The sequence below is a fragment of the Chitinophaga dinghuensis genome, assembly GCF_003259435.1.
Classification (GTDB): Bacteria; Bacteroidota; Bacteroidia; order Chitinophagales; family Chitinophagaceae; genus Chitinophaga; species Chitinophaga dinghuensis.
Map to the genome: position 1 here is coordinate 287,182 of NZ_QLMA01000003.1, position 25,973 is coordinate 313,154.

At 45.5% G+C, this 25,973-nt stretch carries 21 protein-coding genes, 3 tRNA genes and 1 pseudogene; 12 read left to right on the top strand and 13 right to left on the bottom strand.

The features are described from left to right. The first annotated feature begins 74 nt into the window (after positions 1 to 74). From CLV59_RS10200 to CLV59_RS10215, 4 genes are all read left to right on the top strand, one after another. On the top strand, positions 75 to 1,019 hold the full coding sequence (locus CLV59_RS10200; protein ID WP_111591932.1) for a hypothetical protein: 945 nt from the start codon (positions 75 to 77) through the stop codon (positions 1,017 to 1,019). Positions 1,020 to 1,259: 240 nt separating this feature from the next. Beyond that, positions 1,260 to 1,334: transfer RNA gene (locus CLV59_RS10205), tRNA-Val, on the top strand. A 27-nt stretch (positions 1,335 to 1,361) separates the two neighbouring features. Beyond that, positions 1,362 to 1,436, top strand: a tRNA-Val gene (locus CLV59_RS10210). Positions 1,437 to 1,468: 32 nt separating this feature from the next. Next, positions 1,469 to 1,543 (top strand) — tRNA-Val (locus CLV59_RS10215). A gap of 337 nt (positions 1,544 to 1,880) precedes the next feature. On the opposite strand, the gene CLV59_RS10220 is transcribed toward CLV59_RS10215, so the two are convergent. Then, a complete protein-coding gene (locus CLV59_RS10220; RefSeq protein WP_111591933.1) occupies positions 1,881 to 4,031 on the bottom strand; it encodes a cation:proton antiporter in 2,151 nt (716 codons plus the stop codon). A gap of 150 nt (positions 4,032 to 4,181) precedes the next feature. On the opposite strand from CLV59_RS10220, the gene CLV59_RS10225 reads away from it, so the two are divergent. Genes CLV59_RS10225 through CLV59_RS10235 form a run of 3 tightly spaced genes read left to right on the top strand, consistent with a single transcriptional unit; the run spans position 4,182 to position 5,785 of the window. Further along, the gene (locus CLV59_RS10225; RefSeq protein ID WP_111591934.1) at positions 4,182 to 4,490 is read left to right on the top strand and encodes an ATP-dependent Clp protease adaptor ClpS; all 309 of its coding nucleotides are present in this window, start codon (positions 4,182 to 4,184) and stop codon (positions 4,488 to 4,490) included. A gap of 1 nt (position 4,491) precedes the next feature. Next, a complete protein-coding gene (gene aat / locus CLV59_RS10230; RefSeq protein ID WP_111591935.1) occupies positions 4,492 to 5,136 on the top strand; it encodes a leucyl/phenylalanyl-tRNA--protein transferase in 645 nt (214 codons plus the stop codon). Between the two features lie 40 nt (positions 5,137 to 5,176). Beyond that, positions 5,177 to 5,785, top strand: a complete 609-nt coding sequence (locus CLV59_RS10235; protein ID WP_111591936.1) for a DinB family protein — start codon at positions 5,177 to 5,179, stop codon at positions 5,783 to 5,785. A gap of 86 nt (positions 5,786 to 5,871) precedes the next feature. Here CLV59_RS10235 and mtaB read toward each other — a convergent pair whose 3' ends face one another. Continuing rightward, positions 5,872 to 7,149, bottom strand: a complete 1,278-nt coding sequence (gene mtaB, locus CLV59_RS10240; protein WP_111591937.1) for a tRNA (N(6)-L-threonylcarbamoyladenosine(37)-C(2))-methylthiotransferase MtaB — start codon at positions 7,147 to 7,149, stop codon at positions 5,872 to 5,874. Between the two features lie 82 nt (positions 7,150 to 7,231). On the opposite strand from mtaB, the gene CLV59_RS10245 reads away from it, so the two are divergent. From CLV59_RS10245 to CLV59_RS10260, 4 genes are all read left to right on the top strand, one after another. Then, entirely contained in the window at positions 7,232 to 7,672 is a 441-nt protein-coding gene (locus CLV59_RS10245) for a DUF4258 domain-containing protein (protein ID WP_111591938.1), read from the top strand. Positions 7,673 to 7,747: 75 nt separating this feature from the next. Beyond that, a complete protein-coding gene (locus CLV59_RS10250; protein WP_111591939.1) occupies positions 7,748 to 8,515 on the top strand; it encodes a lysophospholipid acyltransferase family protein in 768 nt (255 codons plus the stop codon). Next, positions 8,512 to 10,956, top strand: a complete 2,445-nt coding sequence (priA, locus tag CLV59_RS10255; RefSeq protein ID WP_111591940.1) for a replication restart helicase PriA — start codon at positions 8,512 to 8,514, stop codon at positions 10,954 to 10,956. Before CLV59_RS10250 ends, priA begins: the two co-directional genes overlap by 4 nt. Before the next feature lie 123 nt (positions 10,957 to 11,079). Then, positions 11,080 to 11,646 carry a hypothetical protein gene (locus tag CLV59_RS10260; protein WP_146616159.1) on the top strand — a complete coding sequence of 189 codons (567 nt, stop codon included), beginning with the start codon at positions 11,080 to 11,082 and terminating at the stop codon, positions 11,644 to 11,646. Positions 11,647 to 11,699: 53 nt separating this feature from the next. On the opposite strand, the gene CLV59_RS10265 is transcribed toward CLV59_RS10260, so the two are convergent. Both CLV59_RS10265 and CLV59_RS10270 read right to left on the bottom strand, forming a co-directional pair. Continuing rightward, the gene (locus CLV59_RS10265; RefSeq protein WP_111591942.1) at positions 11,700 to 13,673 is read right to left on the bottom strand and encodes a DUF3857 domain-containing protein; all 1,974 of its coding nucleotides are present in this window, start codon (positions 13,671 to 13,673) and stop codon (positions 11,700 to 11,702) included. Positions 13,674 to 13,699: 26 nt separating this feature from the next. Continuing rightward, positions 13,700 to 14,374, bottom strand: a complete 675-nt coding sequence (locus tag CLV59_RS10270; protein WP_111591943.1) for an NAD(P)H-binding protein — start codon at positions 14,372 to 14,374, stop codon at positions 13,700 to 13,702. A 76-nt stretch (positions 14,375 to 14,450) separates the two neighbouring features. Between CLV59_RS10270 and murB the strand changes: the two genes are divergently transcribed. Beyond that, positions 14,451 to 15,467 carry a UDP-N-acetylmuramate dehydrogenase gene (gene murB / locus CLV59_RS10275; RefSeq protein WP_111591944.1) on the top strand — a complete coding sequence of 339 codons (1,017 nt, stop codon included), beginning with the start codon at positions 14,451 to 14,453 and terminating at the stop codon, positions 15,465 to 15,467. On the opposite strand, the gene CLV59_RS10280 is transcribed toward murB, so the two are convergent. The 9 genes and pseudogenes from CLV59_RS10280 to CLV59_RS10320 all read right to left on the bottom strand — a co-directional run bounded on the left by CLV59_RS10280 (position 15,464) and on the right by CLV59_RS10320 (position 25,968). Beyond that, positions 15,464 to 16,432, bottom strand: a complete 969-nt coding sequence (locus CLV59_RS10280; protein ID WP_111591945.1) for a YpdA family putative bacillithiol disulfide reductase — start codon at positions 16,430 to 16,432, stop codon at positions 15,464 to 15,466. The two genes, murB and CLV59_RS10280, sit on opposite strands and share 4 nt — an antisense overlap. Before the next feature lie 64 nt (positions 16,433 to 16,496). Next, on the bottom strand, positions 16,497 to 17,378 hold the full coding sequence (locus CLV59_RS10285) for a class I SAM-dependent methyltransferase (RefSeq protein ID WP_111591946.1): 882 nt from the start codon (positions 17,376 to 17,378) through the stop codon (positions 16,497 to 16,499). A 127-nt stretch (positions 17,379 to 17,505) separates the two neighbouring features. Next, positions 17,506 to 18,462: a YeiH family protein gene (locus CLV59_RS10290; RefSeq protein WP_111591947.1), complete on the bottom strand. Its 957-nt coding sequence runs from the start codon at positions 18,460 to 18,462 to the stop codon at positions 17,506 to 17,508. A gap of 94 nt (positions 18,463 to 18,556) precedes the next feature. After that, the gene (locus CLV59_RS10295; RefSeq protein WP_111591948.1) at positions 18,557 to 19,366 is read right to left on the bottom strand and encodes a hypothetical protein; all 810 of its coding nucleotides are present in this window, start codon (positions 19,364 to 19,366) and stop codon (positions 18,557 to 18,559) included. 53 nt (positions 19,367 to 19,419) lie between these two features. Further along, entirely contained in the window at positions 19,420 to 19,797 is a 378-nt protein-coding gene (locus CLV59_RS10300; protein WP_111591949.1) for a hypothetical protein, read from the bottom strand. A 101-nt stretch (positions 19,798 to 19,898) separates the two neighbouring features. Further along, the gene (locus CLV59_RS28870) at positions 19,899 to 20,468 is read right to left on the bottom strand and encodes a hypothetical protein (RefSeq protein ID WP_170137684.1); all 570 of its coding nucleotides are present in this window, start codon (positions 20,466 to 20,468) and stop codon (positions 19,899 to 19,901) included. A 240-nt stretch (positions 20,469 to 20,708) separates the two neighbouring features. After that, positions 20,709 to 22,640: pseudogene (gene nagB / locus CLV59_RS10310) on the bottom strand (glucosamine-6-phosphate deaminase); the annotation flags it as partial. 250 nt (positions 22,641 to 22,890) lie between these two features. Beyond that, positions 22,891 to 25,188 (bottom strand): beta-N-acetylhexosaminidase, encoded by a 2,298-nt coding sequence (locus tag CLV59_RS10315; RefSeq protein ID WP_211323793.1) that lies wholly within the window; start codon positions 25,186 to 25,188, stop codon positions 22,891 to 22,893. A gap of 15 nt (positions 25,189 to 25,203) precedes the next feature. Next, entirely contained in the window at positions 25,204 to 25,968 is a 765-nt protein-coding gene (locus tag CLV59_RS10320; RefSeq protein ID WP_111591953.1) for an endonuclease/exonuclease/phosphatase family protein, read from the bottom strand. Positions 25,969 to 25,973: the final 5 nt, after the last annotated feature.

Below are 25,973 nucleotides of genomic sequence, written 5' to 3' on the forward strand. Positions count from 1 at the left end.
CCGGTATGTTTTTTGTTTTTGGAGGCGCACATATCAAAATTTAATTTAACTTTTGCCCAGAATTTAATTGAGAAATGAAGCGTTATCTGTTATTATTATTGACTATAGGTGTTTTTGCAGCCTGCAAGACAAAGAAATCCGGACATGGTGGGGATGAGCCTATGACTCTGGAAGAATTCCAGGATCAGTTTCCGGTAGCCCAATTGCCTTACAAGCTGTCGCCTGATTCCCTGAAGTTATCGCTGGCGGATTCGCTGGCCCTGGATACGGCGGACATCCATCGTTTTTTAACGGACACGTTAACGAAAGGAGATTTTGCGAAGACGGAGAAAGTAAAATTCTGGCCTTTGCAACGTATGACAGGCAATCCTGTGGATTATATGGTGGTGAAGGCTTCTGGCCGTTCTGGTACAGTAGCTTATCTCTGCTTTATGGATAAGAAAAAAGGACATTTCCTGAAAAGAATTCGTGTAGCCGACGCCGGTAGAAACGGCGTATTTGCTTCTGTGCAGATAGATAACAGGAATGTGGTTAAACTGACAGAAGAAGTACAAAACGGTAATAACAGGGAAACGCAGCGGGAAGATTTTTATGGCGTATCTGCGGATGGAAGTGCAACCCTGATTATGACGAATACCAGCAGTCCTTCTGCGCCAGGACAGATCTTCAATCCTCTGGACACGCTGCCACGCAAGCATAAATTTTCCGGCGATTACACCAGTGGCGATTTGAGTTTGGTATCCATTCGTGATGGAGAGGATGGCAAAAGTTTCCAGTTCTTTATTACATTCTCGAAAGACAATGGTAAGTGTAAAGGAGAGGTGAGTGGTAAAGGACAATACCTGGCAGGTAACAGAGGAGAGTATAAAGACAAAGAAACCTCTTGCGGTATTGCTTTCCAATTTTCAGCAGGTAGAGTAGCGATTCGTGAGATTGGAGGATGTGGTGCTTACAGAGGTATCAAGTGTTTCTTTGAAGGTAATTTTGCGAAGAAGGCAGAGAAGAAAAAGAAGAAATAATTAGGGAGACACGACCCAAATTGTATAAAAAGTGACAAGAATCAGGATTGATGCCACATCAATCCTGATTTTTTTTGTAACCTTTCAAACTCTTTGCTGATAAGTGTTTGAGGTTCATTCAAGTAGATATGAAAACAAACTTTTTTACTATTTTTTGAAAAAATATTTGGTAGAATAAAAATAGATTATACCTTTGCAATCCCATCGAACGAAAGGCTCGACGGTTACGAAGAAAAAATTGGGAGTTTAGCTCAGCTGGTTTAGAGCATCTGCCTTACAAGCAGAGGGTCGATGGTTCGAATCCGTCAACTCCCACTTCATAAAATATTAAAGATCTTTTTAGGGAGTTTAGCTCAGCTGGTTCAGAGCATCTGCCTTACAAGCAGAGGGTCGGCGGTTCGAACCCGTCAACTCCCACTACTTCAAATAACTATAAAGATCTTTTTTAAGGGAGTTTAGCTCAGCTGGTTCAGAGCATCTGCCTTACAAGCAGAGGGTCGGCGGTTCGAACCCGTCAACTCCCACAGATAAAGACTCGCGTTTTACGCGGGTCTTTTTTTTGCTCGCAAAGCAGCAGAGCAGCAAAGATTTTGTTTTTATCTGATAAAGCAACGGGAATAGCAAGTGCATGTAGGTCTGGAAGCCCGTTGATATAGCATCCAAAATAAAAGAGCGAAGGCAGGAGATTTTCTCCTGCCTTCGCTCTTTTTATTTTAACAAGTATGCCATTAAAAGCAATCCTTGTTGTTATCCCAATGCTAATTAAACAACAAAATTTAGGTCCTGCTGCTTTGCTGCTTATGCTGCTTTGCGAGCAAAAAAATTCGCTCAACAGCGCCAAAGGCGCCTTTGCGAGAAAAACTACTTCTTCCCTTTGAAGATGCGTTTCACCACCTTGCCGAGTTTGTTCAGATTGGCGAGTTGTTCCTGAATAGGAGCCAGCGTAAGATCTTCCGGTTGAATACCCGCTTCCATATAATCGATGGCTGTCTGTTCCGGATATAGCAGAATGACGTTATTATCCTTGAAATGGCGGTCTATTTTGCCTGGGAGGGATTCCATATAAGCATTGTAGGAAAGCGTCCCTTTACGGGCTGTAACCACTACTACAAGGTCATCACGGGTTACTTCCCTGCTGAGTACAAGAAAATCTTCCATACCATCGAAATCCTTGAAGGTAATTTCAATACTCATTTTGGATTGTACCAGGTAATTTTCGATTTCTTTTTTAGTATTAGGTGCAGAGAATATAACGAGACGCGCGCCTGCCTGTTTGGCCAGCATCAACATTTTTTGCAGATAATGAAGGAAGCCCAGTTCATACTCCGCATTTTTAGGGAGGGCCAGCACCATTTTCTTGGTAGTGTTCAAAGGATGCTGAAAGCTGCATACATATACTGTTTCCCAGACACTCTGCAGTACGTTGTCCAGCGTACTACCGAAGAATGAACCGAGGAAACGGTCTGTGGCACTGGTTTTATCGGTCCAGCCAAGAATCACATCACTTACCATCAGTTCTTTCGTGGCGCGGGCAATACCATCCGACACGTTGAGATCTATTCTTGTAACTACCTGTAGTTGACTCTCCGTAGCGGCAGCGTGGATAACGGCTTTTTCCATCATCTTGTTGCTCGCATGGATACTCTCTTTCGCTGCCGCATTATCCTGGATGATTGCCAGCGGATAAATAGGTGTGCTTGCATGCGGGTCCTTAATCATCACCGCGAAATCCAACATGGATTCAATACGTTCCGGATTGGCTACGGGAATGAGTATACGTTCCGGTTGATCTGGTATTTCATGTTTCTCTGCGGCTTCCTGAATCGCCAGTTTACGGCCCGCACTCTCGGTGACGAAAGAGCCTACCAGACAGGTGATCAGGATCAGTACCACGGTGCCGTTCAATACATTCTCATCAACGATATGCATATTGAATCCAATGAGTATAACGGCAATCGTAGCGGCAGCATGGGCGCTGCTCAAACCAAATATCACCCTGCGTTGTACAGGACTGTAACGGAATACCAGTTGCGTGAACCAGGCCGCCAGCCATTTACTGCTGAGCGCCATTAACGTTAGCGCGCCCGCTATAATCAATGCTTCCGGACCTTTCAGCAGTACGCGTAAATCTACCAGCATACCTACGCTGATCAGGAAGAATGGTATAAACAGCGCATTACCTACAAACTCAATTCTGTTCATGAGCGGCGAGGTATGAGGGATCAGCTGATTCAATGCCAATCCGGCAAGGAATGCCCCGATAATGCCCTCTACGCCTGCTAGTTCAGCGAGGAATGCAGCTGCAAACACTAACGCCAGTACGAAAATGAAGTGAGATGTTTTGTCGTCCTTGATTTTTTTGAAGAACCAACGCCCCAACATAGGCATCAGCCAGAGTATAATGGTGGCAAATATGGCCAGGGAAATACCAAGTTTTACCCAGAATTCTGTATTGAGATTGCCTGCTTCAGCGCCGGTAATCACCGCCAGAATCAATAATACGGCGGTATCTGTGATAATCGTTCCACCTACGGCTACCGTTACGGCTTCATTCTTTGTAATGCCCAGCCGACTTGCCAACGGATACGCCACCAGCGTATGTGTGGCAAACATACTGGATATCAGCAAGGTGGCCATAAAGTTGAAATGCAGTAAATACGTGCAGACGAGATATCCCATCGTGAGTGGGATAAAAAATGTGAATGCCCCGAAAACCATACTTCGGTAACGGTTCTTACGGAATTCATTCATGTCCAGTTCCAGGCCGGCCAGGAACATGATATACAACAAACCTGCTTTACCAAACAGGTCGATACTTCCTTTCTCAATAATTTTAAATCCATGGTCCCCAATCAGCATACCAGCCAGGATAAGCCCGATAATACTGGGTATCCTGAACTTTCTGAGAATAATGGGGGCCAGCAGAATAATAAACAATACCAGTGAAAAAATAGGAATGGGATCTTTCAATGGTAAGGCAAGTTTCATCAATAATACCAGGCTATACTTCATGTGACCGATTTTAGAAAGACTACCGGAAAAATAACTGAAAAATTAGTGATGATTTTCAGGCATTATCTCCAGACATCTATATTATCATTACTCAAATGTGGATAAATTAACGAATATTCCGCGTAATTTTGCATAAAGCTTTCTTTAACAATGCTCGAACACACTAATACAGAAGTAATTACGGAAGAACAGGACGACGTTCTGGTGGCAGAGGATGAGCAGTTTCCGTATAATCTGATTGTATGGAACGACGATGTAAATACATTTGACTGGGTCATTACTTCTCTGATGGAAGTTTGCGGCCATACTCATGAGCAGGCGGAACAATGTGCGCTGATTATACATTTTAATGGCAAATACGCCGTTAAACAGGGTGAGTACAAGAAATTACGCCCTATGTATGAGGCATTGCTGGAGCGCGGTCTGAGCGTTACTATAGAGGAAGCGGTTAATCAATAACATGGTGTTCCGTCTGTCGAAAGACTTAATATTTCCGGATGTCTCTTATGCGGAGCCGGATGGACTCCTGGCAGTGGGGGGCGATTTGAGTCCTGCACGGCTGTTACTGGCATATCAATCCGGTATTTTTCCCTGGTTTAGCGAATCGCCTATTCTCTGGTGGAGTCCTGATCCCCGTTTTGTACTCTTTCCCAAGGATTTGAAGGTATCTGCCAGTATGAAGCAGGTACTGCGTAAAAAGACCTTCCAAATAACTTATAACCGCAATTTTCCCGCTGTTATCCGGGCTTGCAGTCTTATGCCTCGTCCTGGTCAGGATGGTACCTGGATTACCAGGCAGATGGAAAAAGCTTATATCCGCTTGCATGAGCTGGGATATGCCATTTCTGTGGAGGCCTGGCAGGAAGGAACGCTCGTGGGTGGATGCTATGGTATTCGTCTGGGCAGAGCTTTCTTTGGAGAATCGATGTTTAGTAGCGTTAGCAATGCCTCCAAAGCGGCATTTATCACTTTTGTGCAGGATCATGCGGATCAGTTGGGTATGATTGACTGTCAGGTAGAAACCGATCACCTCCGTTCGCTGGGAGCGGGTTTCATTCAAAGAAAGGAATTCCTGTCATTGCTTCGTACCCTGGAAGTTTCGTAACTTACTGTGACTTTCTTTTTTACCACCAAATACCACCACGATGAAAAAATCACTCTTACTCATGCTCGTCGTGTTATGCGCTGGTTTTGTTCCCCCTAAAGTAGCCATCAATGCACATCGGGACGACAAAACGCTGCTCTTAACACAACTTACCGAAACAAAAAATAACCTGCTGAAAGAAGTGCAGGGATTATCTGAAGAACAGCTGAAGTTCAAACCCGCACCGGATCGCTGGTCTGTTATTGAATGTGTGGAACACATTACCCGTGTAGAAAAAGGAATGTATGACGGAGAACAGCAGTTGGTGAAAGAACCTGCTGATCCTTCCAAGAGAGCAAATATTAAGATCACTGATCAGCAGATCATCACAGGCGTGGAAGATCGTAGTAAGAAATTCAAAGCGCCGGAACAGTTTGTACCTAAAGACGATCAAACGCCACAACAAACCATTCAGAATTTTATCACACAACGGGATGCAGTCATAGCGTACGTGACCAACACTACGGATGATCTGCGTAATCACGTGACAGATAAATCTCCTATGGGTCCTATTGATGCGTATCAGTTGTTACTGCTGGATGCAGCACATACCAACAGACATACGCAACAAATTGTGGAAGTGAAGAACAGCCCTAACTTTCCTAAGTAAGGCACTTCATGTTGGACTGGTGATGTTGAAAAAAATAACCCCGACAGTATAGCTGCCGGGGTTATTTTTTGTGGAAATATTACGGATTAACGCAGTTCCCAGTCGATAATATTGTTGCTCCATTCTTCTCTGAAAGGAGTAGTGATCTTGATGTAATTATCGGTGTAACCTTCCATCATACCGTCTTTGTTATGAGATTCGAACAGTACTTTACGGGTTTGCCCAATATGTTGTTCCGTGAAGAACTGCAGTTTTTTATGACTGAGGTTACGGAGCATTTTATTTCTTTCATGGCGTACGTTTACAGGTACTACTGGTTTGATGTCCAGCGCCAGCGTATTCGCTCTTTCTGAGTAAGTAAATACGTGGAGGTAAGACACGTCCAGGCTATGCAGGAAATCGTACGTTTCGCGGAAATGCTCATCAGATTCAGAAGGGAATCCTACAATCACATCCACACCAATGGAACAATGTGGCATGAATTGTTTGATCAGACCTACTTTCTCTGCATAGAGCTCTCTGCGATATCTGCGGCGCATGAGGCCAAGAATATCGTTGCTGCCACTTTGCAAAGGAATATGGAAATGCGGCATGAATTTGCGGCTGTTGGCAACAAATTCAATGATTTCCGCTGTCAGCAGATTCGGTTCGATAGAACTGATACGATAACGTTCGATACCTTCTACCTTATCCAGCTCCTGTATCAGTTCAAAGAAGGTTTCTTCCCTTTTCTTGCCGCCTTCGAAGCCTTTTCCGAAGTCGCCTAAGTTAACGCCAGTGAGTACAATCTCTTTGACGCCATTGGCTGCCAGTTTTTCTGCATTTTTCACCACGTTTTCAACACTGTCGCTGCGACTTTTACCTCTGGCCATAGGGATGGTACAGAAGGTACAATTATAGTCGCATCCATCCTGTACTTTCAGGAAGGTACGAGTACGATCGTGGAGAGAATAGGAAGAATGGAAAGAATTGACATCTTCGATATCGCAGGAGCAGATTTTAGCGCTGTCTCCTTTGGTGAGGTTTTTCAGGTGTTCTGCGATATTGAATTTCTCTGCAGCACCGAGAACGAGGTCTACCCCTTCGATAGAAGCGATCTCTTCCGGTTTCAGCTGTGCATAGCAGCCGGTGATCACCACCATGCTTTCGGGAGCGCGGCGCTGAATACGGCGTACCAGCTGACGGCATTCCTTGTCAGCATTATCTGTTACTGAACAGGTATTGATCACATATACATCTGCAGTGTCGTCGAAATCCGTTTTCACAAACCCGTCCTGTTCCAGTAACCTGCTCAGAGAGGAGGTTTCTGAAAAGTTCAGCTTACAGCCGAGGGTATGAAAAGCTACTGTTTTTACTTGTTCCATAAAGGACGGCAAAGGTAGGAACTTTTTATGTCATAGTCAGGTCAGGAATTTTCCCTAACTTACGCGCCGTCCGAAAAAATTTATGAAAACTGCACAGAAATATCTGCCGGTCGTATTATTGGCCCTGCTGTTGATTGCGGGCTGGCAGCAAAAATGGTGGAGGAGTGAGCCCTCCACGGCAGCTAGAACAAAATCTGTTGTCACTCGTCCTCCCAGGTCTGCCGCGGATTATTCCGGTAGCCTGTTGAATCGTCATGCGAGACTGGAATATACCAAGCACGCCAGATGTCGCATGGAATGCAGACATGTGACAGAGGGGGAAGTGCAGGAAATCCTTGCCAACGGGGAAGTAAATCTTGAGAAATCTAATCCAAACGATCATCCTTGTCCAACATTCGCCCTGGAAGGGCATTCGCAGGAAGGGCAGCATCTTCGCATCGTTTTTGCGCCTTGTGATGAGAATAATGCCCGGGTGATTACCTGTATCGACCTGGATAAAGACTGGGCCTGTCATTGCGAATGATGAATCTTGTCTGAAGAATTCATATTTAAATCGTAGTTTTCCGGTTTAATTCAAACCACTGTTCAAGGGGCGTTTATGAAATTATTATTGAAATTGTTGCGTGTTATTTATGTAGTATACGCCGCCATTATCTTCCTGGGAATCATGTTTCTCATTCTTCCGCCTATATTTCTGGCGTCTTTGCTGGGTAAGGAGAAGGGAGGAAATATTATTTTCTATTTTCTCCGGTTCTGGGCACATGCCTGGTTTCCGCTTGTAGGTATGCGTGTAACCAAGGAGCATCTTTGCAAAGAAGGTAATGAACCTTGTATTTTTGTTGTAAATCACCGTAGTTACCTGGATGCTGCCATTGCTGTGAAAGTGATGCGCCTTCCATTTCGCCCGCTTGGTAAGGTGGAAATGTCCAAAATTCCCTTTTTTGGCTTCATTTACAAGAATTCTGTTGTACCAGTAGATCGTTCTAATGCTCCGGCACGCGCGAAGAGCGTACGTGAAATGATGAGCATGCTTAAAGCCGGTATTTCGGTGTTAATGTTCCCGGAAGGAACCACCAATGAAACAGAAGCTCCATTAAGACCATTCCACAACGGCGCTTTCCGTATGGCGATAGAAATGCAGATTCCCTTGAAACCAGTACTCTATGTAGATGCAGGAGATCGTTTTCCTGCCGGAGGTCTGATGAAACTGAATCCGGGCAAATGCCGCGTTGTATTTCTGGACCCTATTCCTGTGGATGGCCTGACCCTCGACGATATCAATACGCTCAAACAACGCGTTTACGATGTAATGGACACAGAGCTGCGTAAACGCCGCAAATATCCAACATTGGAAGTCACCCGATGAAATATGCAGATGTAATATTGCCACTGGCATTACCTAAAAATTATACCTATTCTGTTCCCGATAACATGGTGGATAGTATCCAGGTAGGCAGTCGTGTGGCTGTACAACTGGGTAAACAGAAGAAGTATGCCGGTATTGTAAAGGCAATCCATCAGCAGGCGCCGGCCGACTATAAAACCAAACCTTTGCTGGATCTGCTGGACAAGGAGCCCGTCGTATATCCCACACAGTTAGCTTTCTGGTCCTGGATTGCCAGCTATTATATGTGCAGCGAAGGCGAAGTACTGAATGCCGCTTTACCTGCCCACCTGAAACTCTCCAGCGAAACATTATTGCTGCATAACGACGCTTTCGGCGACGACTATACGCAGTTGGATGATGATGAATATCTCATTGCGGAAGCCTTGCAGATACGCAAGGAGCTGCGCATTGAAGAGGTGCAGTTGATACTTGATAAGTCCGAAGTATACTCTGTGATCAAGAAACTGATTGAGAAAAAGGTTTGCCTGATCTATGAGGAACTGAAAGAAGTATATAAAGAGAAAACAGAAAATTTTGTACTCCTTCATCCTGATTATGTGGAGGAGGAAAAACTGGCGGCGCTCCTGAATGATTTCGGGCGTGCTCCCAAACAAATGGAGTTGCTGCTGGCTTATCTGCACCTGTTGAAAACAACAGGAGAGGTAACGCAGAATGCATTGCTCCGCAAATCGGGCGCTACTACCGCCCAACTGAAAGGGCTGGTCGACAAAGGTGTGCTGATGGTAGAAAAGCGAGCGGTAGACCGAATCAAACAGCATAAGCTGGAAGCCCAGATTGATTTTAGTCTGAGCCCTTCTCAGGAGCAGGCTTTGACGCTAGTAAAAGATCACTTCCAAACCAAGCAGGTTACTTTACTGCATGGAGTGACGTCTTCTGGGAAAACACAGATATATGTAAAATTGATGGAGGAATGTCTCGCCTCCGGAAAACAGGTGCTTTATCTGCTGCCTGAAATAGCCCTTACCGCCCAGATCATACGTCGTCTCCAGAAACATTTCGGACAACATATCGGTATTTACCATTCGCGTTTCAACAACAACGAAAGAGTGGAAATATGGAATAAAGTAAAGAATGGTGAGCTGAAAATTATACTGGGCGCACGTTCCAGCTTACTGTTGCCGTTTCAGGATCTAGGGCTGATCATTTTGGATGAAGAACATGATTCCTCCTATAAGCAACAAGATCCGGCTCCTCGTTATCATGCGCGGGATGCTGCGATCTATTATGCAGGACTCTTCAAAGCCAAAGTGCTGCTGGGTTCTGCCACGCCTTCCCTGGAATCTTATTACAATGCGAAACAGGGAAAATATGGATTGGTAGAGCTTTCTGAGCGATTTGGAGGTGTGGAGATGCCCGCCATGGAAGTGGTAGACATCAAAAAAGAGATGGCAGAGAAGACCATGGATGGTAATATCTCTCTGGCGCTTAAAACTGCTATCACAGAAAGTATTGCGGCAGAAAAACAGGTCATCCTTTTCCAGAACAGGCGCGGTTATGCACCTTTCCTGATGTGCACTACCTGCGGATGGATACCGCATTGTAAGCAATGCGATGTATCGCTGACCTATCACCGTAATCAAGATAAACTGCATTGTCACTATTGCGGTACGCGTTATCCTTATGTGTATACATGTGCTGCCTGTGGTAGTCAGTCGCTCATCCCTAAAAGTTTTGGTACAGAAAAGATAGAGGATGATCTGCAACAGATTTTCCCGGAAGCCCGTATCACCCGTATGGACGTGGATTCTGTCAGGAATAAAGACAGTCACAATAAGATGATCAAACTGTTGGAAGACCGGGAAGTGGATATCCTGGTAGGTACACAGATGGTGGTGAAAGGACTGGATTTTGAAAACGTAAACCTTGTAGGTATTCTGAGTGCGGATAGTCTGCTCAGTTATCCTGATTTCCGGGTAAATGAACGGGCCTTCCAGTTAATGGAACAGGTGAGCGGACGTGCAGGGCGTAAACATGCCAAAGGAAAAGTATTGGTACAAGCCAGCAATACCCGACATCCGGTACTGCATTATGTGTTGGAGCATGATTATAAAGCAATGTACGAAGCGGAGATTGCCGAGCGGCAGTTCTTCCACTATCCACCGTTTTATCGTCTGCTGAAACTTACTTTAAAACATAAAAATCAACAAACAGTAGAACAGGCCGCACAGGTACTGGCTAGCTGGTTGCAACCTCATATAGGCCAACAATTGGTAGGGCCGGCAGCTCCGCCGGTAGCGAGGGTAAGAAATAATTATTTGCAGGAAATGCTGATAAAACTGCCCCGCGATACAAAAGTTATTAATCAGACGAAATACATGCTGAGAGAGTATTTCATTCAGTTATTGGCAGAGAAGAAATTCAGGTCGGTGGTGATAGTGCCGGATGTGGATTGTGTGTAGATCTATAGCACATTTGCGTCTAGAAGGGCAACAAACTTGGTATTATAACTAATGCTATTGGTTGAAAAAAATATGTTATTTCATATCGTACCTTTGCCCCATATATCCTATAACCTAATACATATGATCTATTCTAAAGTAATCCTGACAGCCGCCATTGGTCTGTCGATTGTAGCTTGTAATGCTTCGAAATCCACCAATCCGCCTATTGATGCTGTAAAAACAGCAAGTGAACCTGATAGTCTTATAGGAAAGAATAACTACGCCAATCCGGTGGATGGAAAAGTGTATGCAAGTAGTGAAAAATTCAAGGAATACACGCCTGATGGAGGAACGCGCAAACCGAAAGGTCCCAATTACGTGAAGAATGTCACGTTATTAACCACCCAGCAAGAGGTGCCTGGCATTGTAAGTATTGATACGCTCGCTGAGTTTATTAAAGGGCAGGAAGCTTTTGTGTTGAAAAATATACAGGGAATAAAAACAGTAGGGAGATTGCTGATTCAGTTCCATCTGCATCATGGCGCGAAGCCCACTGTGATGGTATCTTATGATGGAGATTTTGATAAGAACCAATTACAACAGCTGGATGCTGATCTGCGTCAATATTGTGTGAATCATCGTACAAAAAAGGATTCTGTGGTTTATCAGATGCTATTTATGGTAAATGATGCGAACTACGCGAAATAATATTCAGGCATAAAACGAAGGGCCGGTATCGCAGATACCGGCCCTTCGTTTTATTATTTAATGAGTGTTAATTCCTGTTGTTTCAGTATCAGCACACGTTCCAGGATTTTCCGGAAGAGGTCTTTATCCGTGCCGTTGAAGCTGACATCCTTGAAATACTGTATTACAAAGAGATGTACCTTTTGCCCATCTTGTACCATGCGCATTTTTAAGCCTAACTTATCTGCTGCATTAGTGATATTCGCTGCAAAATCGTCTTTGTTTTTTATTTTATATCCCTGTGGAATATCCAGGTGGAGGCGGGTTTCGAAGTAAAATGGAAACGCCAGTTCTACCGGGTAATGACCCACTGGCATAATTGGATTCATCAACAAACTTCCACTGAGTAATTCGCCAAGTTTGATATGCTTGCTGCCATCTGCTTCATTGGTAATGAGTGAAGCGGTGAGCAGTGTGGAATTGACAACCACTGGTTTATCCATAGGTTGATAGGTAAAAGTTTCATTGGTAGCGCTGTATTTCAACACCTTTCTTTCATCCGAAGATAAAGGCAGGATGGAATTGAAAGTGCCATTCCGCATAGAAACGTCGCTGCCGGCGCGGGTAAAGGCGCGTTTCAGGTTGATGCCTGCATAGCCGCCGAACGACTGTGTTATTTCCCAGGTAGGGTTGTTGAAGTCTGTCAGGGTGGCGTCTGTACTAATATTACTTAACGTATACGCAGGCATTGGCGTATTCATCAGGTCTGTGAGTACCTGGTTTTGATCATTCACCAACGTATCCCTGGAACGTACTGCTAATAAATTGATCCAGTTGGATGGATAACAAGGAAAGCGTGTATCCATTTCCGTTGGCGCCAGCGCCTGACCTAAAGTAGGGAAATATATCAGGTTATTCTCTGCCAGTGCGGGATTCACAAGATCTTTACTGAGCGGCAATTCACTGCGGGAAGAGGTGAACATCATCTGGCAGGGAATATTGAGAAAATAGAAGAAAGAGTTAAAGAGCTTAATCATGCCCTGTTTGTCTGTTCTTTTATTGCGAATAGCTGTAGCGAGATTGCCAGGCTCTCCAAACATATCCTGATCCTCTGTGAGATCATAGGTGGTTTTGAGGTACTGTTCTATCATGTAGATCAGCTGTGGCATTGGATAGCGCTGTTTCAGGAAAGGGATGTTGTCGAGCTCTTTCTCTACCAGCTTGGCTTCCTGCTTACTGATGGCCACATAGGGAACATAAGTAGATTTCCCAAAGTCGCTCCAGGTGATAACGGTTGATTTCCCGTTTTCGGTAATGTTATGCAGTCCATATTCCACGCGCAGGAGGAATGGCTTCACATTATAGAGCGGATTAAGCGGAATGGAAGGCACATTATGCGTAGTCAGGGAGTAGATGCGGTTATTATCTTTCAGGTCTTCCCCTGGAGTAATATTAGACTGATTGGAGCGAACGAGGAATTCCATGTTTTTAGGTGCGATCAGCTTAAAATGGGCTTCTGCACAAGGAATATCCGACTGAATGATCATGTTGCCTGCGTAAGCACCCCGAACTTTCACCAGCAGTTCATATTCCACTTCATCTCCTTTTACGATATCGAGGTTATTGATAGAAATGGTGGTATTGCCAGTGCGACTGGGTGAAACCCGCACCGATTTCTCCAGACTGGTAACGGTACCATCAGCGCCGATCTTGCGTACATGCAGGCCGCGGGCCTCTTCATTTGGCTTGAGCTGAATCTGGATAGAAGAGAAGCTGTCTTTATTCAGGGCTTGCTGGACTTGCAGACTTTTATATAACGTTTGGTAATAAGAATAGCCTTCCGCTTTATCGCTGTTAGAGATATTAAAATCAACGATTTCGCGGTAGTACAGCATAAAGAACGGCACATTATACATGTTGCCGGTGGGAACAGTATGTTTTTGGGCTGTTCTGGACCAGCTTTCAGGGAAGCTATTGTCCTGCGCTTTACCGGGTTGGGATAAAGCCAATACAAATAATACGGTGAGGAGGAATATAAGTCGTTGCATAAGGAACTAAAGATACGTACAGTTCATCAAACCGAATCGGGTGTTTCTCCGATTTCCTGGATGGCATCGGATTCATAAATAGCCACTCCCGGTTCGTTCTTTTTGGCTATTTTATGCATGGCACTGGCTACAGTAGCGGCTTTGATTCCTCTGTACTTTTTCCATCTTCCCTGGAGGAGGAAGTAGAAGAGCTGGATAAGATATTTGCTGATCCACTCGCCGAAACGGAATTCCTGCCGCTGTCCGATGAGGAAGCTAGGGCGGAAAATAGAGGTGGAGGCGAAGCCAATGCCTTCAATCGCGGCTTCCAGTTGACCTTTCGTGCGTAAGTAGAAGCTGCGGCTATAAAGATTAGCACCGATAGACGACATCACCAGAAACTGCTTTACGCCATTGGCATGGGCGATCCGGGCGCATCTTACGGGAATATCAAAGTCTACTTTCCGGAAATTCTCTTTGGTGCCTGCTTTTTTGATGGTCGTACCGATACAGCAGAAGAGTACATCTCCCTGTAGCAAATTTTTTAAAGTGGCTTCATCTTCATAATCCACGATAATACTCTCCAAACCTGGTCTGGGATTGAATGCATGTTTACGTGCCAGCACGCGGACATGCGTATAATAACCGTCATGCAGTAGGGCGGAAACCAGGTGGGTACCTGTCAGGCCGGTGGCGCCAATTACAATAGCAGTTTTTTCCATGGACAGAAAGTGCTGATGTTAGTAAATCCAGTTTATCTTTGTCAGGATCTAAAGTTAAGTTTTTGAATGCTTAGTTATGCTCATATCTGAAAATGTTCTCCTGAAGCCGTATAATACTTTCGGAATCTCTGCTACTGCACGCTATTTTGCTCCTTTTACCAACAAAGAAGCCCTGGCGGCGCTGCTGGCTGATAGTCGCGTAGCCAACCATCCGCGCATGATCCTGGGCGGGGGTAGTAATATCCTCCTGACAAAGGACTACGACGGCGCTATGCTGAAAAATGAAATTAAAGGAATTGAAATTATTGGGGAAGATAACGAGCACGTATATGTGAAAGCCGGCGCCGGTGAAAACTGGAATGGCTTTGTGCAGCATTGTATCGGGCAGCAACTGGCCGGACTGGAGAATTTGTCCCTGATTCCGGGTAATGTAGGTGCCAGTCCCATGCAGAATATCGGCGCTTACGGAGTGGAGATAAAAGATTGTTTTCATGAGTTGGAAGCCTTTCATCTGCTGGATAAAAAAGTGGTGAAATTCAACAATGCTGACTGCAAATTTGGTTACCGGGAAAGTGTTTTTAAACGGGAGTTCAGAGACCAGTTTGCCATTCTGAATGTAACCTACCGGTTGAACAAGACGCCGCATTTTAATACCAGCTATGGCGCTATAGAAGCGGAACTGGAGCATATGGGTGTGAAAACGCTTTCTATCAGGGCGATTGCAGATGCTGTTATCAACATTCGTAGTTCCAAACTGCCTAATCCGGCAGAAATTGGCAATGCGGGAAGTTTCTTTAAGAATCCGTCTATTGATGCAGCGCAGTATGATGCTTTAAAAGGGGCCTTTCCGAACCTTGTAGCTTATCCTTTACCAGAAAATCATTACAAGCTGGCGGCAGGCTGGCTGATAGAGCAATGTGGGTGGAAAGGTTACCGCAATGGAGATGCAGGGGTGCATGCCAAACAATCGCTGGTACTGGTGAACTATGGGAATGCCAAAGGGGGCGATATCTACCACCTGTCGCAACAGGTAGTAGATAGTGTACAGGAGAAATTTGGCGTAACGCTGGAGCGTGAAGTGAATATTATTTAAACCCTGGTTTTGATATGCTGAATGATTTTATCAGCATGTTCGCGGGAGTTTTCTATAAACCAAACATGTGTGTCCATCCCGCCACAAACCACGCCAGCGAGGTAAATACGCGGCATATTGGTTTCCATGGTGATGGGATTATATGCAGGATATTTTTTGGCATCGTCTGAAAGGGCGATGCCTGTTTTTTCCAGGAAGCTGAAGTTGGGCTGATAGCCAGTCATCGCAATGACAAAATCGTTCGGAATCGTAACCAATCCTTCCGGCGTATTGATCACCGCTTCTTTTTCCCGTACTTCTGCCAGAGAAGAATGGAAATAGGCTTTGATACTACCTTCTTTAATACGGTTCTCTATATCCGGTTTTACCCAGTATTTAACGCGTTTTCCGATACTTTCCTCACGTATCACCATGGTGACATCTGCTCCTCTGCGGTAAGTTTCCAGGGCTGCATCCACAGCACTGTTGTTGGCGCCTACCACTAGTACGCGGCGGGTCGCGTAGAAATGAGGGTCCTTATAGTAGTGTGTTACTTTTGGAAGCTGTTCGCCGGGGATATTTAACATATTGGGAATGTCATAGAAGCCGGTGGCGATGATGACATGTCTTGCATGATATAATCCGTCCTGCGTATGGATCGTATATTCTTTACCGTTAGATTTGATTTCTTTTACCTCTTCAAACAGCCGCACATTCAGGTGATTGGACGTAGTTACTCTGCGGTAATATTCCAGTGCTTCTGGTCTGTTGGGTTTAGGATTGATACAAACGAAAGGGATATTGCCGACTTCCAGTCTTTCTGAGGTAGAGAAAAAAGTCATGTACAAAGGGTAGTTGTACAGGGAGTTGGTAAGACAGCCTTTTTCCAGTACGAGATAAGACAAACCTGCTCTTTGAGCATTCAGGGCGCAAGCTATTCCTATTGGTCCTCCGCCGATAATTATTACGTCGTATGCTGCATCCATAGTGATTGATTTTATGTATTGCCGGTGATGCTGCAAAGATATTTAATCGTGTGGAAGAGTCATGTTATTTTAATGCGGCCTGTAATACACGGAAGAATTCATAGCCTTTCATGCGTTGGCCTGATTTGCCGAAGTAGGTTGGCCGGTAGTCGTTGGCGCCGCCATCATAGGATACTTCCATATTTATATTTTGAAAGATATTATTCCATGAACCTGGGTATAGTCCGAAGTCCCAGGTTTCGCCGCCTTTTTCCAGGGAGCGGGAAGCTTCGTGAAACCCTTTGAACATATCCGGATTATCGAGGGCTGATTTATGAATGTAGGTCATGATCAGTTGTGTACCGGCAGGATAGCGGCTGATGTATTGAAAGAAGTCGGCTATTTCTTTGGCTTTCAGGTTGGAAGTAACACCTTCCCAGAGAAAGAGTGTTTTGTAGTGTTCGCGTTGCAGATGGCCGATCATTCCTTCTGAAAGGCTTTGCTGATGGATATTTACAGGGATATAATCAATAAAGGTTACTTGTTCTGGCAGGATGTTATATAATTTTTCCTGCTTTTCCAGTTGAGATTCTTTGAGATCTACTTCCACGAAATGTACGGGCATACTTGTTTTCAATCGATGTGCGCGTGTATCCAGTCTTGCATTGACAATGATGATCTGATTGATACCATGTTGATTGACGGCATTCTGAATCATGTCATCAATGAGCCGGGTGCGTGCGATGGCTGCGGTAAATGCGCCAGGCCAGCGTAATTGTAGTACCGACTTGGTTACTCTTCTGAGCAGCCCCACATTACAACAGGTGGTAACTGTTTGCATCCAGGAAGGTAGGAATACAGCAGCAAATGGATCGTAAATGATTCTTTTGGTGGCCGGGGCCGTACTTTCGATTGCTCTTGCGAATGCCATAAACAGGGTGGCGCGTCCGCCATGCATCCAACTCATAGGGGTAATAAGCGCATAATGGTTATTGAATGGGTGATTTTGGTTGCCAATCTGTTAATAACCTATTCTTCTGATTTTCCTTCAGTATTTCAAATGTAAGTAAATGCACTCAAATTACCACGCAGTATTAATGCAGCCAGAGGATGGCCATTAAAGCGCTTGCGCTGATGAATGCCCATAACAGTATTCCCAACAACAAAGGTTTCCAACCGATGCTCCGCAATACTTCTCTGGTCAGATTAGCGCCAATCAGAAATAATGTCAGGGATAATCCTGTTTTCGCACTGCTGGTCATGATATGGCTGATATTACCCAGTGTCAGGAAAGTATTTGCCAGCATGGCCAGGACGAAGATGCCTATGAACCAGGGTATTTTAATTTTGCTACCGCCATTGCGGAAGAGCAAAGAAGTAATTAAGGCAACAGGAATGATCCACAGCGCGCGGGAGAGTTTGACCATGGTGGCTACTTGCAGGGCTTCGTCTCCGTATTTGCTGGCGGCGCCTACAACAGAACTGGTATCATGAATGGCGATGGCACTCCAGAGTCCAAACTGTGTTTGGCTAAGTTCAAACAGGTGGCCTAATACCGGGAAGAGGAAGAGGGCTGCGCTGTTGAGCAGGAATATAATACCAAGGGATACAGACATTTGTTTCTCGTTGGCTTTCACTACCGGGGCTATTGCCGCTATGGCACTGCCTCCGCAGATAGCGGTACCACTGGAGATCAGGTGTCCGGTATGCTTATCTATCTTTAATAATCTGGCTAGTCCCCATCCGAGGAGGAGCGTGCAGGTAATAGAAGCGATGGTGAGCAGGAATCCTTCCTTTCCTGCTTTGAGGGCGCTGTGCGCATTCATGCCGAAGCCAAGACCAATAACAGACAATTGCAGCAGCCAATGCGTCATTTTGCCGGTAACGCGGGCAAATGGATTCCCCGTGGTTTGAGCCAGTAGAATCCCCAGCAGCAAGGCAATAGGAGGAGATACCACTGGCAGGAGCGTGGCTGCTGCAGCGGTAATAAATAAAGGCTTGCTGATGGCTGGTTGCTGTAATGTACGGGTGGTGGTTTCGGATTGTTGCATGATCTGAACTATTGATTTACAGTGCAAAGTTCAGGACATACCCCGCCGAAGTCAAATCTTTAAAAGTAATTACTCATAACCAAAAGTTATGACACTAATCAACAGAAACTATGAAGGAATTGAATTTCTTACAAAAGTCTTCTTTGAGGAATCCATCGATGCCGGGGAGGAAGTTGACCGCAAAACCGCGTTGCAGGCGGCGAGGGGAGGTTCCTTCTATGGTTAGCGGTCTGGAATGGAGCACGCCGATCAGTTGATTTCCCTGGCAGATGAGGGCCAGCCGGTAGGAAGGACTTGGATCGTCGATACCGCTTTCGTAATTATAGAAGAGGGCATAAGGGGCGAGGGTACTGTCGGCCTCCAGTTGGAAGTTATGAATAAAGGGTTGTAAGCCGGTAAGGCTGTAATCTTTATGTTGGTGGAGGAAATTAGCGGCAGCTACTTCGATGATGGTACCTTGGCGTATGCTTTTCTGTTCGGTAAATCCGTCGATGGTGGCCCACATTTTATCGCCGTTGGTAGAAACAGGCAATTTGATATCTGTGAGTAATGTGCCGGCAGGAATGCCATTAACAATGAGTTTCCGGCCTTTATGGAACAGTGGCTGACGGTATTCATCAGCAGTAATCTCGAAGTCGATATTTACTGGAAACCAGCCTTTGCGGATGGAGGCACAGCGTACAGGTACATAATCCAGGAGGGAGGCCACAGGGGAACCGTCGGGCTTTGATCTGACAGTAGCGGAGCCGCTGATACGTTCGCCAACGATTGGATTAACGGAGGCGGTGTTTTTTTGGGGGGTGTTAAACTGGGTGGAATCCAATGCACGATTGTATTTAGAGCCGCTTTTATTATCGCAGGCTACTAAAACTATGGCGCAAAACACAAAGATGATTTTCTTCATAAGTCACACATATACAGGCAACTAAGATAAAGAAAAAAGCTATACCTGGAGGATCATTGCTTCATGGAATACAGCAGTTGGCCTTCTTGTCTGATTTCTTCGATTTCGTTAAGGCTGGAGAATGGGTCCAGTGGGGACCAGGCGTGTGCGATGAGCAACTGTGTTTCTTTGCCGGCAAGTTTCTGACGGAGGGCGTTTACGGTGAGTCCGTGATTATTTTTGGGCGCGATGAAATAGATTTTAGGGTCGTTGCGGAGATGCACTACGATGCCGGGAGAGGCTTCATTGACGGTTTCCACGATGGCGGAGCGGTTTGCACATTTGTTACGGGAGACGGAGCGGCCCGGAATTCCGGACAGCAGCAGAACAACGATTAGCACACCTGCTAAAAGCAGGCCGGCAACGCCTTTGGTGGAATTACGTTTAGTCATAGTTGTAGGCATCAGGTTTAGGAAGTATAGGTCGGTACAAATTAGAAAATATTTCCGGATAAAAAATCCCCTCCTTGTGGGAGGGGACGGAATATTTTTAATTAATTTTTCTTGGATTCATCTTCGTCTTCCCAATCTTCCTCATTCCATTCTTCATCTTCCCAATCTTCATCTTCATCTTCATCTTCATCGATCAGGAGGCTGGCCGGGGAACCTGGTTCCACCTGGTTGTTACGCCAGTAGGAAACGATATCGTTGGCTTTGAGCTGAACGGGTTCAAATGATTGGATCGCGTTACCATCGAGTAGTACTTCTGTTTCCAGGGAAGATTTGATGGTATTAAAGCATTCTTCCAGGAGGCTGATGGTTTCCGGTGTGTTGCGAAGTGCGCTGTAGGAAAGGCGGATCGCATCAAAAGGGCCGCTGTTATGGAATACTTCTTCGCCGTTTTGCATAGGGAAGAGCCATACCAGTACATCGTCGCCAGTTTCTTCAGTGTTCAGGATGCCGAAAAAGTCATCCAGCTGTTCAAACCCCAGTGGGGCCAGCTTTTCAAACGCCATATTGCGCGGAGAGAATTTGGGATGTGTATCGCCTGTAATCAGGAACAGGTCACCAAATCCGGGTTTCGTTTTAGTAAAACGGAAGTCAATGAGGATATCATTTTCCATTGAAAAGCATTGTAGTTTATTGCTGTAATTTAAAGGAATAATCGGAATATTAAGGGCAAATTATACCAATGGCGTGAGATAGAAAGTTATACTAATGTTATGAAGCAGGTGTTAAGATATGGTTTAGATCAAAATAATAAGGCTATATCAAAAAAGGAAATGACGTCTCAGACGCCATTTCCTTCTTTATATTTAGTCGTCCCTGCTTATTCGGCAGGGACGCGTCTTTATATATTCAGCTTACATGAAATGGTAACGCACGAATGCTTCCATAGCGGCATACTGTTGCAATCCCAACTTATCATATAGGCTTGCTGTGTTGGCGTTACGGTCTTCAGCACGTTCCCAGAATTCGCGACTGTCGGTACCTTGGAAAGGAACTACGTCTTTCTGGCTCTGGTGGATGAAGATACCCAGACGTTTCTGGTATACCTGGTCAGGGCTCATTGGAACAGCCATTTCGATTTCATGGATCTCCCATTCCTGCCATGCGCCTTTGTACAGCCAAACCCAGCAATCTTTTGCCCAATCGTCGTTTTTCACGATTTCCAGGGCTGCGAAGATAATATCCAGACATACTTTGTGGGTACCGTGTGGATCGGCGAGGTCGCCGGCGCAATAGATCTGGTGAGGTTTGATTTCGCGGAGCAGGTCTACTGTCAGTTTCACATCTTCCGGACCCATTGGTTTCTTTTCTACCAGACCGGTTTCATAGAAAGGCAGGTTCATGAAGTGTTCATTACCTTCAGCGATACCTACGTAGCGGCAGGTAGCTTTTGCTTCGCAGCGGCGGATCAGTCCTTTGATGGAGCGGATTTCCTGCGTATCCTTCTGGCTAGGCTTTTTGCTGTTGATAAACGCTTTAGCGTCGGCCAGGATTTGGGTACTCTTGCTACCGTCGATATCGAACATGTGTTCGAAACCTACGGCGAAGTCTACGAAACGGAGTACGAACTCGTCTGTAACAGCGATGTTACCGGATGTTTGGTAAGCGACGTGTACGTCATGGCCTTGCTCATGCAGGCGGATGAAAGTACCACCCATAGAGATGATATCGTCGTCCGGATGTGGAGAGAAGATCAGTGCACGTTTTTTAGCTGGTTCAGAGCGCTCAGGGTGGTTAGGCAGCTGAGTGCCTGGTTTACCGCCGGGCCATCCGGTGATGGTATCGCGGATTGCGTTGAATTCTTTGATATTCAGCTCATATGCGGAACCGTATTGTACAATGAGGTCGTTCAGACCATTTTCATTGTAGTCTTTATCGGTCAGCATAAGAATAGGCTTGTTCAGTTTCAGGGCGAGGCCGGTTACCGCTTTGCGGATCAGACCTGGCGTCCATTCGCAATCGCCGGTGAGCCAAGGTTCTTTGAAACGGGTGAGTTCAGCGGCTGCCTGCTCATCGATGATGAATTTGCAGTTAGGATGTTGCTGCAGGAGAGACGCGGGCACTTGATCCGTGCTATGTCCTTCTACGGAGCGACAAACGATTTTCGCCTTGTGAGAGCCCCAGGCCATCAGCAATACGCGTTTGGCCTTCATGATGGAGCCGATACCCATGGTGATTGCCAGACGAGGCACCTGGCTCATATTTGGAAACTCGTAGGCATTTGCCAGACGGGTACTGTTGTCCAGGGTGATCAGACGGGTGTGGGAATTGATATTGGAGCCTGGTTCATTGAAACCGATATGTCCGTTGTTACCGATACCCAGGATCTGAATATCAATACCGCCAGCAGCTTCAATGGCACGGTCGTATTCTTCGCAATATTTTTTAATCTGTTCTTTAGGAATGGTACCATCTGGCACATGGCAGTTTCCTTCAGGAATATCCACATGATTAAACAGATGTTCTTTCATAAAGCGGTTGTAGCTCTGGAGAGCATCCGGCTCTATAGGATAGTATTCATCCAGGTTAAACGAAATAACATTCTTGAAGCTCAGCCCTTCTTCCTTGTGCAGGCGTACTAGTTCGGCATAGAGGTATTTTGGAGTGGAGCCTGTAGCCAGTCCTAATACACATTTTTGATTGGCAGCCTGGCGCTCGCGGATCAGCGCAGCGATTTCCTGAGCAATTGCTTTGGAACCCTCTTTGGCAGAGGAATGAATTTCCACAGCAATTTGTTCAAAGCTGTCGATCAGTTCGATTTCCTGATGATTAATCGTCATTTGTAAACGTTTTTGATTAGATGCGGTTTAAAAACGAGCCGGAAAATTAAAAAAAATACTGCTAATCTGTATGAATTTTTAGCACTTATTTAATCAAAATTTCTTTTTGCTGATCGAAACCTTTTCCCGAAGATTACCGTTAATATAAATGATTGTCTTTCGGGAATGCTTTTTTCATAATATAAATTGGTGTAGGAGTCAACAAATAAAAACCGTCTCTATTATGTAGAGACGGTTTTTATTTGTTGTTGTATTATTAGTTGATAATCATCTCATCTACAAATAACCAGGCGGGATTACCAGCGCCTTCGCCTCCTGCCGGAATAATGCCGAAACGTTGGGCTTCCATCTTCACAAACTTTGCACGAACGGGTGTAATATTACCTCTAACCTGGTTGATACCGTTCTGATTAAAGGCGGACTGCTTATATACTTCTTTGTACTGCTTTCCATCTTCTGAAACGGAGAATACCACTGTTTTAGGCGGATATATCCAGTTTGTTTTAAAATTCAGCGTATTCATGCCTACCTGGCGGATATCCTGAATGCTGTCCAGTTCTATCACTGCTACCATATCGCCGTTTTTGTAACCGAACCACTGGTTATCATTAAAGGAGGAAATGCCTTCGATACCATTTACCAGTGCGAAGCTGCTACCTGGGTTGTAAGCCTGGTCGGGTGGAGCATTCAGGGTAACTTTTTTGCCGAGTCCTTTATGGAAAAGGAAATGCTGGCTATATTCATTACCGAATGGTTTACCATCCTGGAATACTTGTGCGCGAACAGTGCTGGTTTGCTGGATTTGCACTGGCGCAGTATAGGCGGTTGACTGTGGGGTTGGAGCAGTGCTGTCTGTCGTAAAATATATTTTACCGCCATCCAGCTTCGCATCTAACTTTACTTCTACGCCACCTTTGTGGTTATCATCCACATTTCCCATTACTTCAAAAACGTGTTTGGCATAATTTACCTTTTTCAGATCCAGGCGTTTTACATGGAGTTTAAGTCTGTCCAGGAAATTATTATAATCTCTTTTTTCAGGTTGGCTCCAAAGCACTTCTGCAAGGGCAGTAGCGCGGGGATATACCATGTATTCCATATGTCCGGTACTACCGATATATTCTGACCAGAGGTTAGCCTGAGCGCCTTTGATATATTTTGCTTCTTCGGCGGTCAGTTCTTTTGGTACCGGTTCGAACTCATACACTTTGCTAACGGGGGTAAAGCCGCCGATAGCCAGGGGTTCGGTTTTGCCTTTAGACTGATAATGATCAAAATAAACGTGGGAGCCAGGTGTCATGATTACATTATGATGCTGTTTGGCAGCAGCGATACCGCCTTCCATGCCTCTCCAGCTCATCACGGTAGCGTTAGGGGCCAGTCCGCCTTCCAGGATTTCATCCCATCCGATGATCTGACGGCCTTTGCTGTTCAGGTATTTTTCCATACGCTGAATCACGTAGCTCTGCAGGGCATGTTCATCTTTCAGGCCCAGGGCTTTGATACGCGCCTGACATTTAGGGCATTTCTGCCAGCGTACTTTAGGGCATTCATCGCCACCGATGTGAATATACTTGCTTGGAAACAGCGGAAGTACTTCATCCATTACGCCTTCCAGGAAAGTGTATACGCTGTCGTTACCTGCGCAGAACACATCATCCAGTACGCCCCAGCGGGTGCCTACTTCGTATGGTCCGCCGGTACAGCCCAGGTTAGGGTAGGCTGCCAGCGCTGCCAGTGCGTGGCCTGGCATTTCGATTTCCGGAATAACGGTTACGAAATGTTCAGCGGCATATTTTACTACTTCTTTTACCTCTTCCTGGGTATAGAAGCCACCGTAAGGTTTACCATCGTATTTGCCGTCATTGTAGTGGCCTACCATACTTTCTTTACGTTTGGAGGCTACTTCCTGTAAGCGCGGATAGCGTTTGATTTCAATGCGCCATCCCTGATCATCGGTGAGATGCCAGTGGAAGGTATTGAATTTATGCATCGCCATGAGGTCGATGTATTTTTTGATGAAGTCTACTGGGAAGAAGTGGCGGCATACATCCAGGTGGAGGCCACGATAGGCAAAGCGTGGTTGATCCTTGATATCTGCTCCCGGAATATACATTTCGCTGGCTTTCTCCACAGGCAGCAGTTGGATCAGCGTCTGTACGCCATAGAAAGTACCCGCGGAGGTGTTACCATTGATGGTAACTGTTTTATTGTTGACATCCAGCGTATAGCCTTCTGCGTTAGCTGAATCGGCGGCGCTATGGAGGATGATCGCATTGTTATCTCCCTGGGCGGCGATCTGTAATTCATAGCCGGCGAGTTCTTTCAGCCAGCTGTTGAACAGCGATGCGGTTTGTTTGTCGGCCTCATTACTGGCAACGATTACAGTACGTTTATTCAGCAGGAAGGAGTCGGCTTTTTCCTGTACGCTTACCGGCATTGGTATGATACTTACCTTGCCTTTAGGAACGTTGGTCTTGCCGGCGTTACCGCAGCTGAACAGGCCCAGCATGGCTAGCGACAGTCCCCAGTGGGATAGTTTTTTTAAAGTCATATCGTGCATTATAATTTACTTGGTTTGTATGTCGGCCATTACCGGACGGTGGTCGGAAGCTATTCTCTCATCAATCACTTGCGCGTTTCCACCTTTCCAGGTTTTAGGAGCATGAATCATGATATAATCCAGTTTGATGGATGGTTTATCTGATGGGAAGCTAGGACCGGCATTAGCGGTGATATCCGTAAAGAATTTCGTGAATTCGCCGATTTCCGTGGTGTTTGGTTCCGCATTGAAATCGCCTGCAATGATTACCGGATATTTGCTTTTGCTGAAGAAGTTGATCAGTTGTTTGGCTTCTTGCAGGCGCCAGGTATCTTCATCTTCTACGTCCAGGTGTGTGCTGGCAAACTGAATCATTTTTTTACCAGGTAATTCCACTGTGATAATGCCAGTTGCTCTGGGCTCTTTTCCGTCTCCTACTGCCATCTGTAATGTTTGTGCAGATTTGATAGGATATTTAGAGAGAATGCCTGTACCGTAACCACCGCCATCATACCACATAGAACGGCCGAAATAGCAATACATACCGGTTAACCGGGCCAGTTCTTTTAACTGATCAATTTTTCCGGTGCGACTGGTAACGCTGTCTACTTCCTGGAGTGCTACCAGATCGGGATGTGCGTTGTTGATCACTTTTGCAATGGCTGCCAGATCGATTTCATTTTTCATGTTGGCGCCATGATGCGTATTATAAGTGAGAACGGTAATTTTATTTTGTGCAGATGCTTTGAAACCCAGTATTAGAGCTGCTGCCGCGATAAATAACTTTTTCATGAGCG

Coding starts and splice junctions, on each gene's coding strand:
- CLV59_RS10200 (WP_111591932.1), top strand. CDS start 75: ATGAAGCGTTATCTGTTATTATTATTGACTATAGGTGTTTTTGCAGCC.
- CLV59_RS10295 (WP_111591948.1), bottom strand. CDS start 19,366: ATGAAGAAAATCATCTTTGTGTTTTGCGCCATAGTTTTAGTAGCCTGC.
- mtaB (WP_111591937.1), bottom strand. CDS start 7,149: ATGGAACAAGTAAAAACAGTAGCTTTTCATACCCTCGGCTGTAAGCTG.
- CLV59_RS10265 (WP_111591942.1), bottom strand. CDS start 13,673: ATGCAACGACTTATATTCCTCCTCACCGTATTATTTGTATTGGCTTTA.
- CLV59_RS10260 (WP_146616159.1), top strand. CDS start 11,080: ATGATCTATTCTAAAGTAATCCTGACAGCCGCCATTGGTCTGTCGATT.
- CLV59_RS10320 (WP_111591953.1), bottom strand. CDS start 25,968: ATGAAAAAGTTATTTATCGCGGCAGCAGCTCTAATACTGGGTTTCAAA.
- CLV59_RS10270 (WP_111591943.1), bottom strand. CDS start 14,374: ATGGAAAAAACTGCTATTGTAATTGGCGCCACCGGCCTGACAGGTACC.
- murB (WP_111591944.1), top strand. CDS start 14,451: ATGCTCATATCTGAAAATGTTCTCCTGAAGCCGTATAATACTTTCGGA.
- CLV59_RS10280 (WP_111591945.1), bottom strand. CDS start 16,432: ATGGATGCAGCATACGACGTAATAATTATCGGCGGAGGACCAATAGGA.
- CLV59_RS10225 (WP_111591934.1), top strand. CDS start 4,182: ATGCTCGAACACACTAATACAGAAGTAATTACGGAAGAACAGGACGAC.
- CLV59_RS10250 (WP_111591939.1), top strand. CDS start 7,748: ATGAAATTATTATTGAAATTGTTGCGTGTTATTTATGTAGTATACGCC.
- CLV59_RS10290 (WP_111591947.1), bottom strand. CDS start 18,462: ATGCAACAATCCGAAACCACCACCCGTACATTACAGCAACCAGCCATC.
- CLV59_RS10285 (WP_111591946.1), bottom strand. CDS start 17,378: ATGAGTTGGATGCATGGCGGACGCGCCACCCTGTTTATGGCATTCGCA.
- aat (WP_111591935.1), top strand. CDS start 4,492: ATGGTGTTCCGTCTGTCGAAAGACTTAATATTTCCGGATGTCTCTTAT.
- CLV59_RS10245 (WP_111591938.1), top strand. CDS start 7,232: ATGAAAACTGCACAGAAATATCTGCCGGTCGTATTATTGGCCCTGCTG.
- CLV59_RS28870 (WP_170137684.1), bottom strand. CDS start 20,468: ATGGAAAATGATATCCTCATTGACTTCCGTTTTACTAAAACGAAACCC.
- CLV59_RS10220 (WP_111591933.1), bottom strand. CDS start 4,031: ATGAAGTATAGCCTGGTATTATTGATGAAACTTGCCTTACCATTGAAA.
- priA (WP_111591940.1), top strand. CDS start 8,512: ATGAAATATGCAGATGTAATATTGCCACTGGCATTACCTAAAAATTAT.
- CLV59_RS10315 (WP_211323793.1), bottom strand. CDS start 25,188: ATGACTTTAAAAAAACTATCCCACTGGGGACTGTCGCTAGCCATGCTG.
- CLV59_RS10235 (WP_111591936.1), top strand. CDS start 5,177: ATGAAAAAATCACTCTTACTCATGCTCGTCGTGTTATGCGCTGGTTTT.
- CLV59_RS10300 (WP_111591949.1), bottom strand. CDS start 19,797: ATGACTAAACGTAATTCCACCAAAGGCGTTGCCGGCCTGCTTTTAGCA.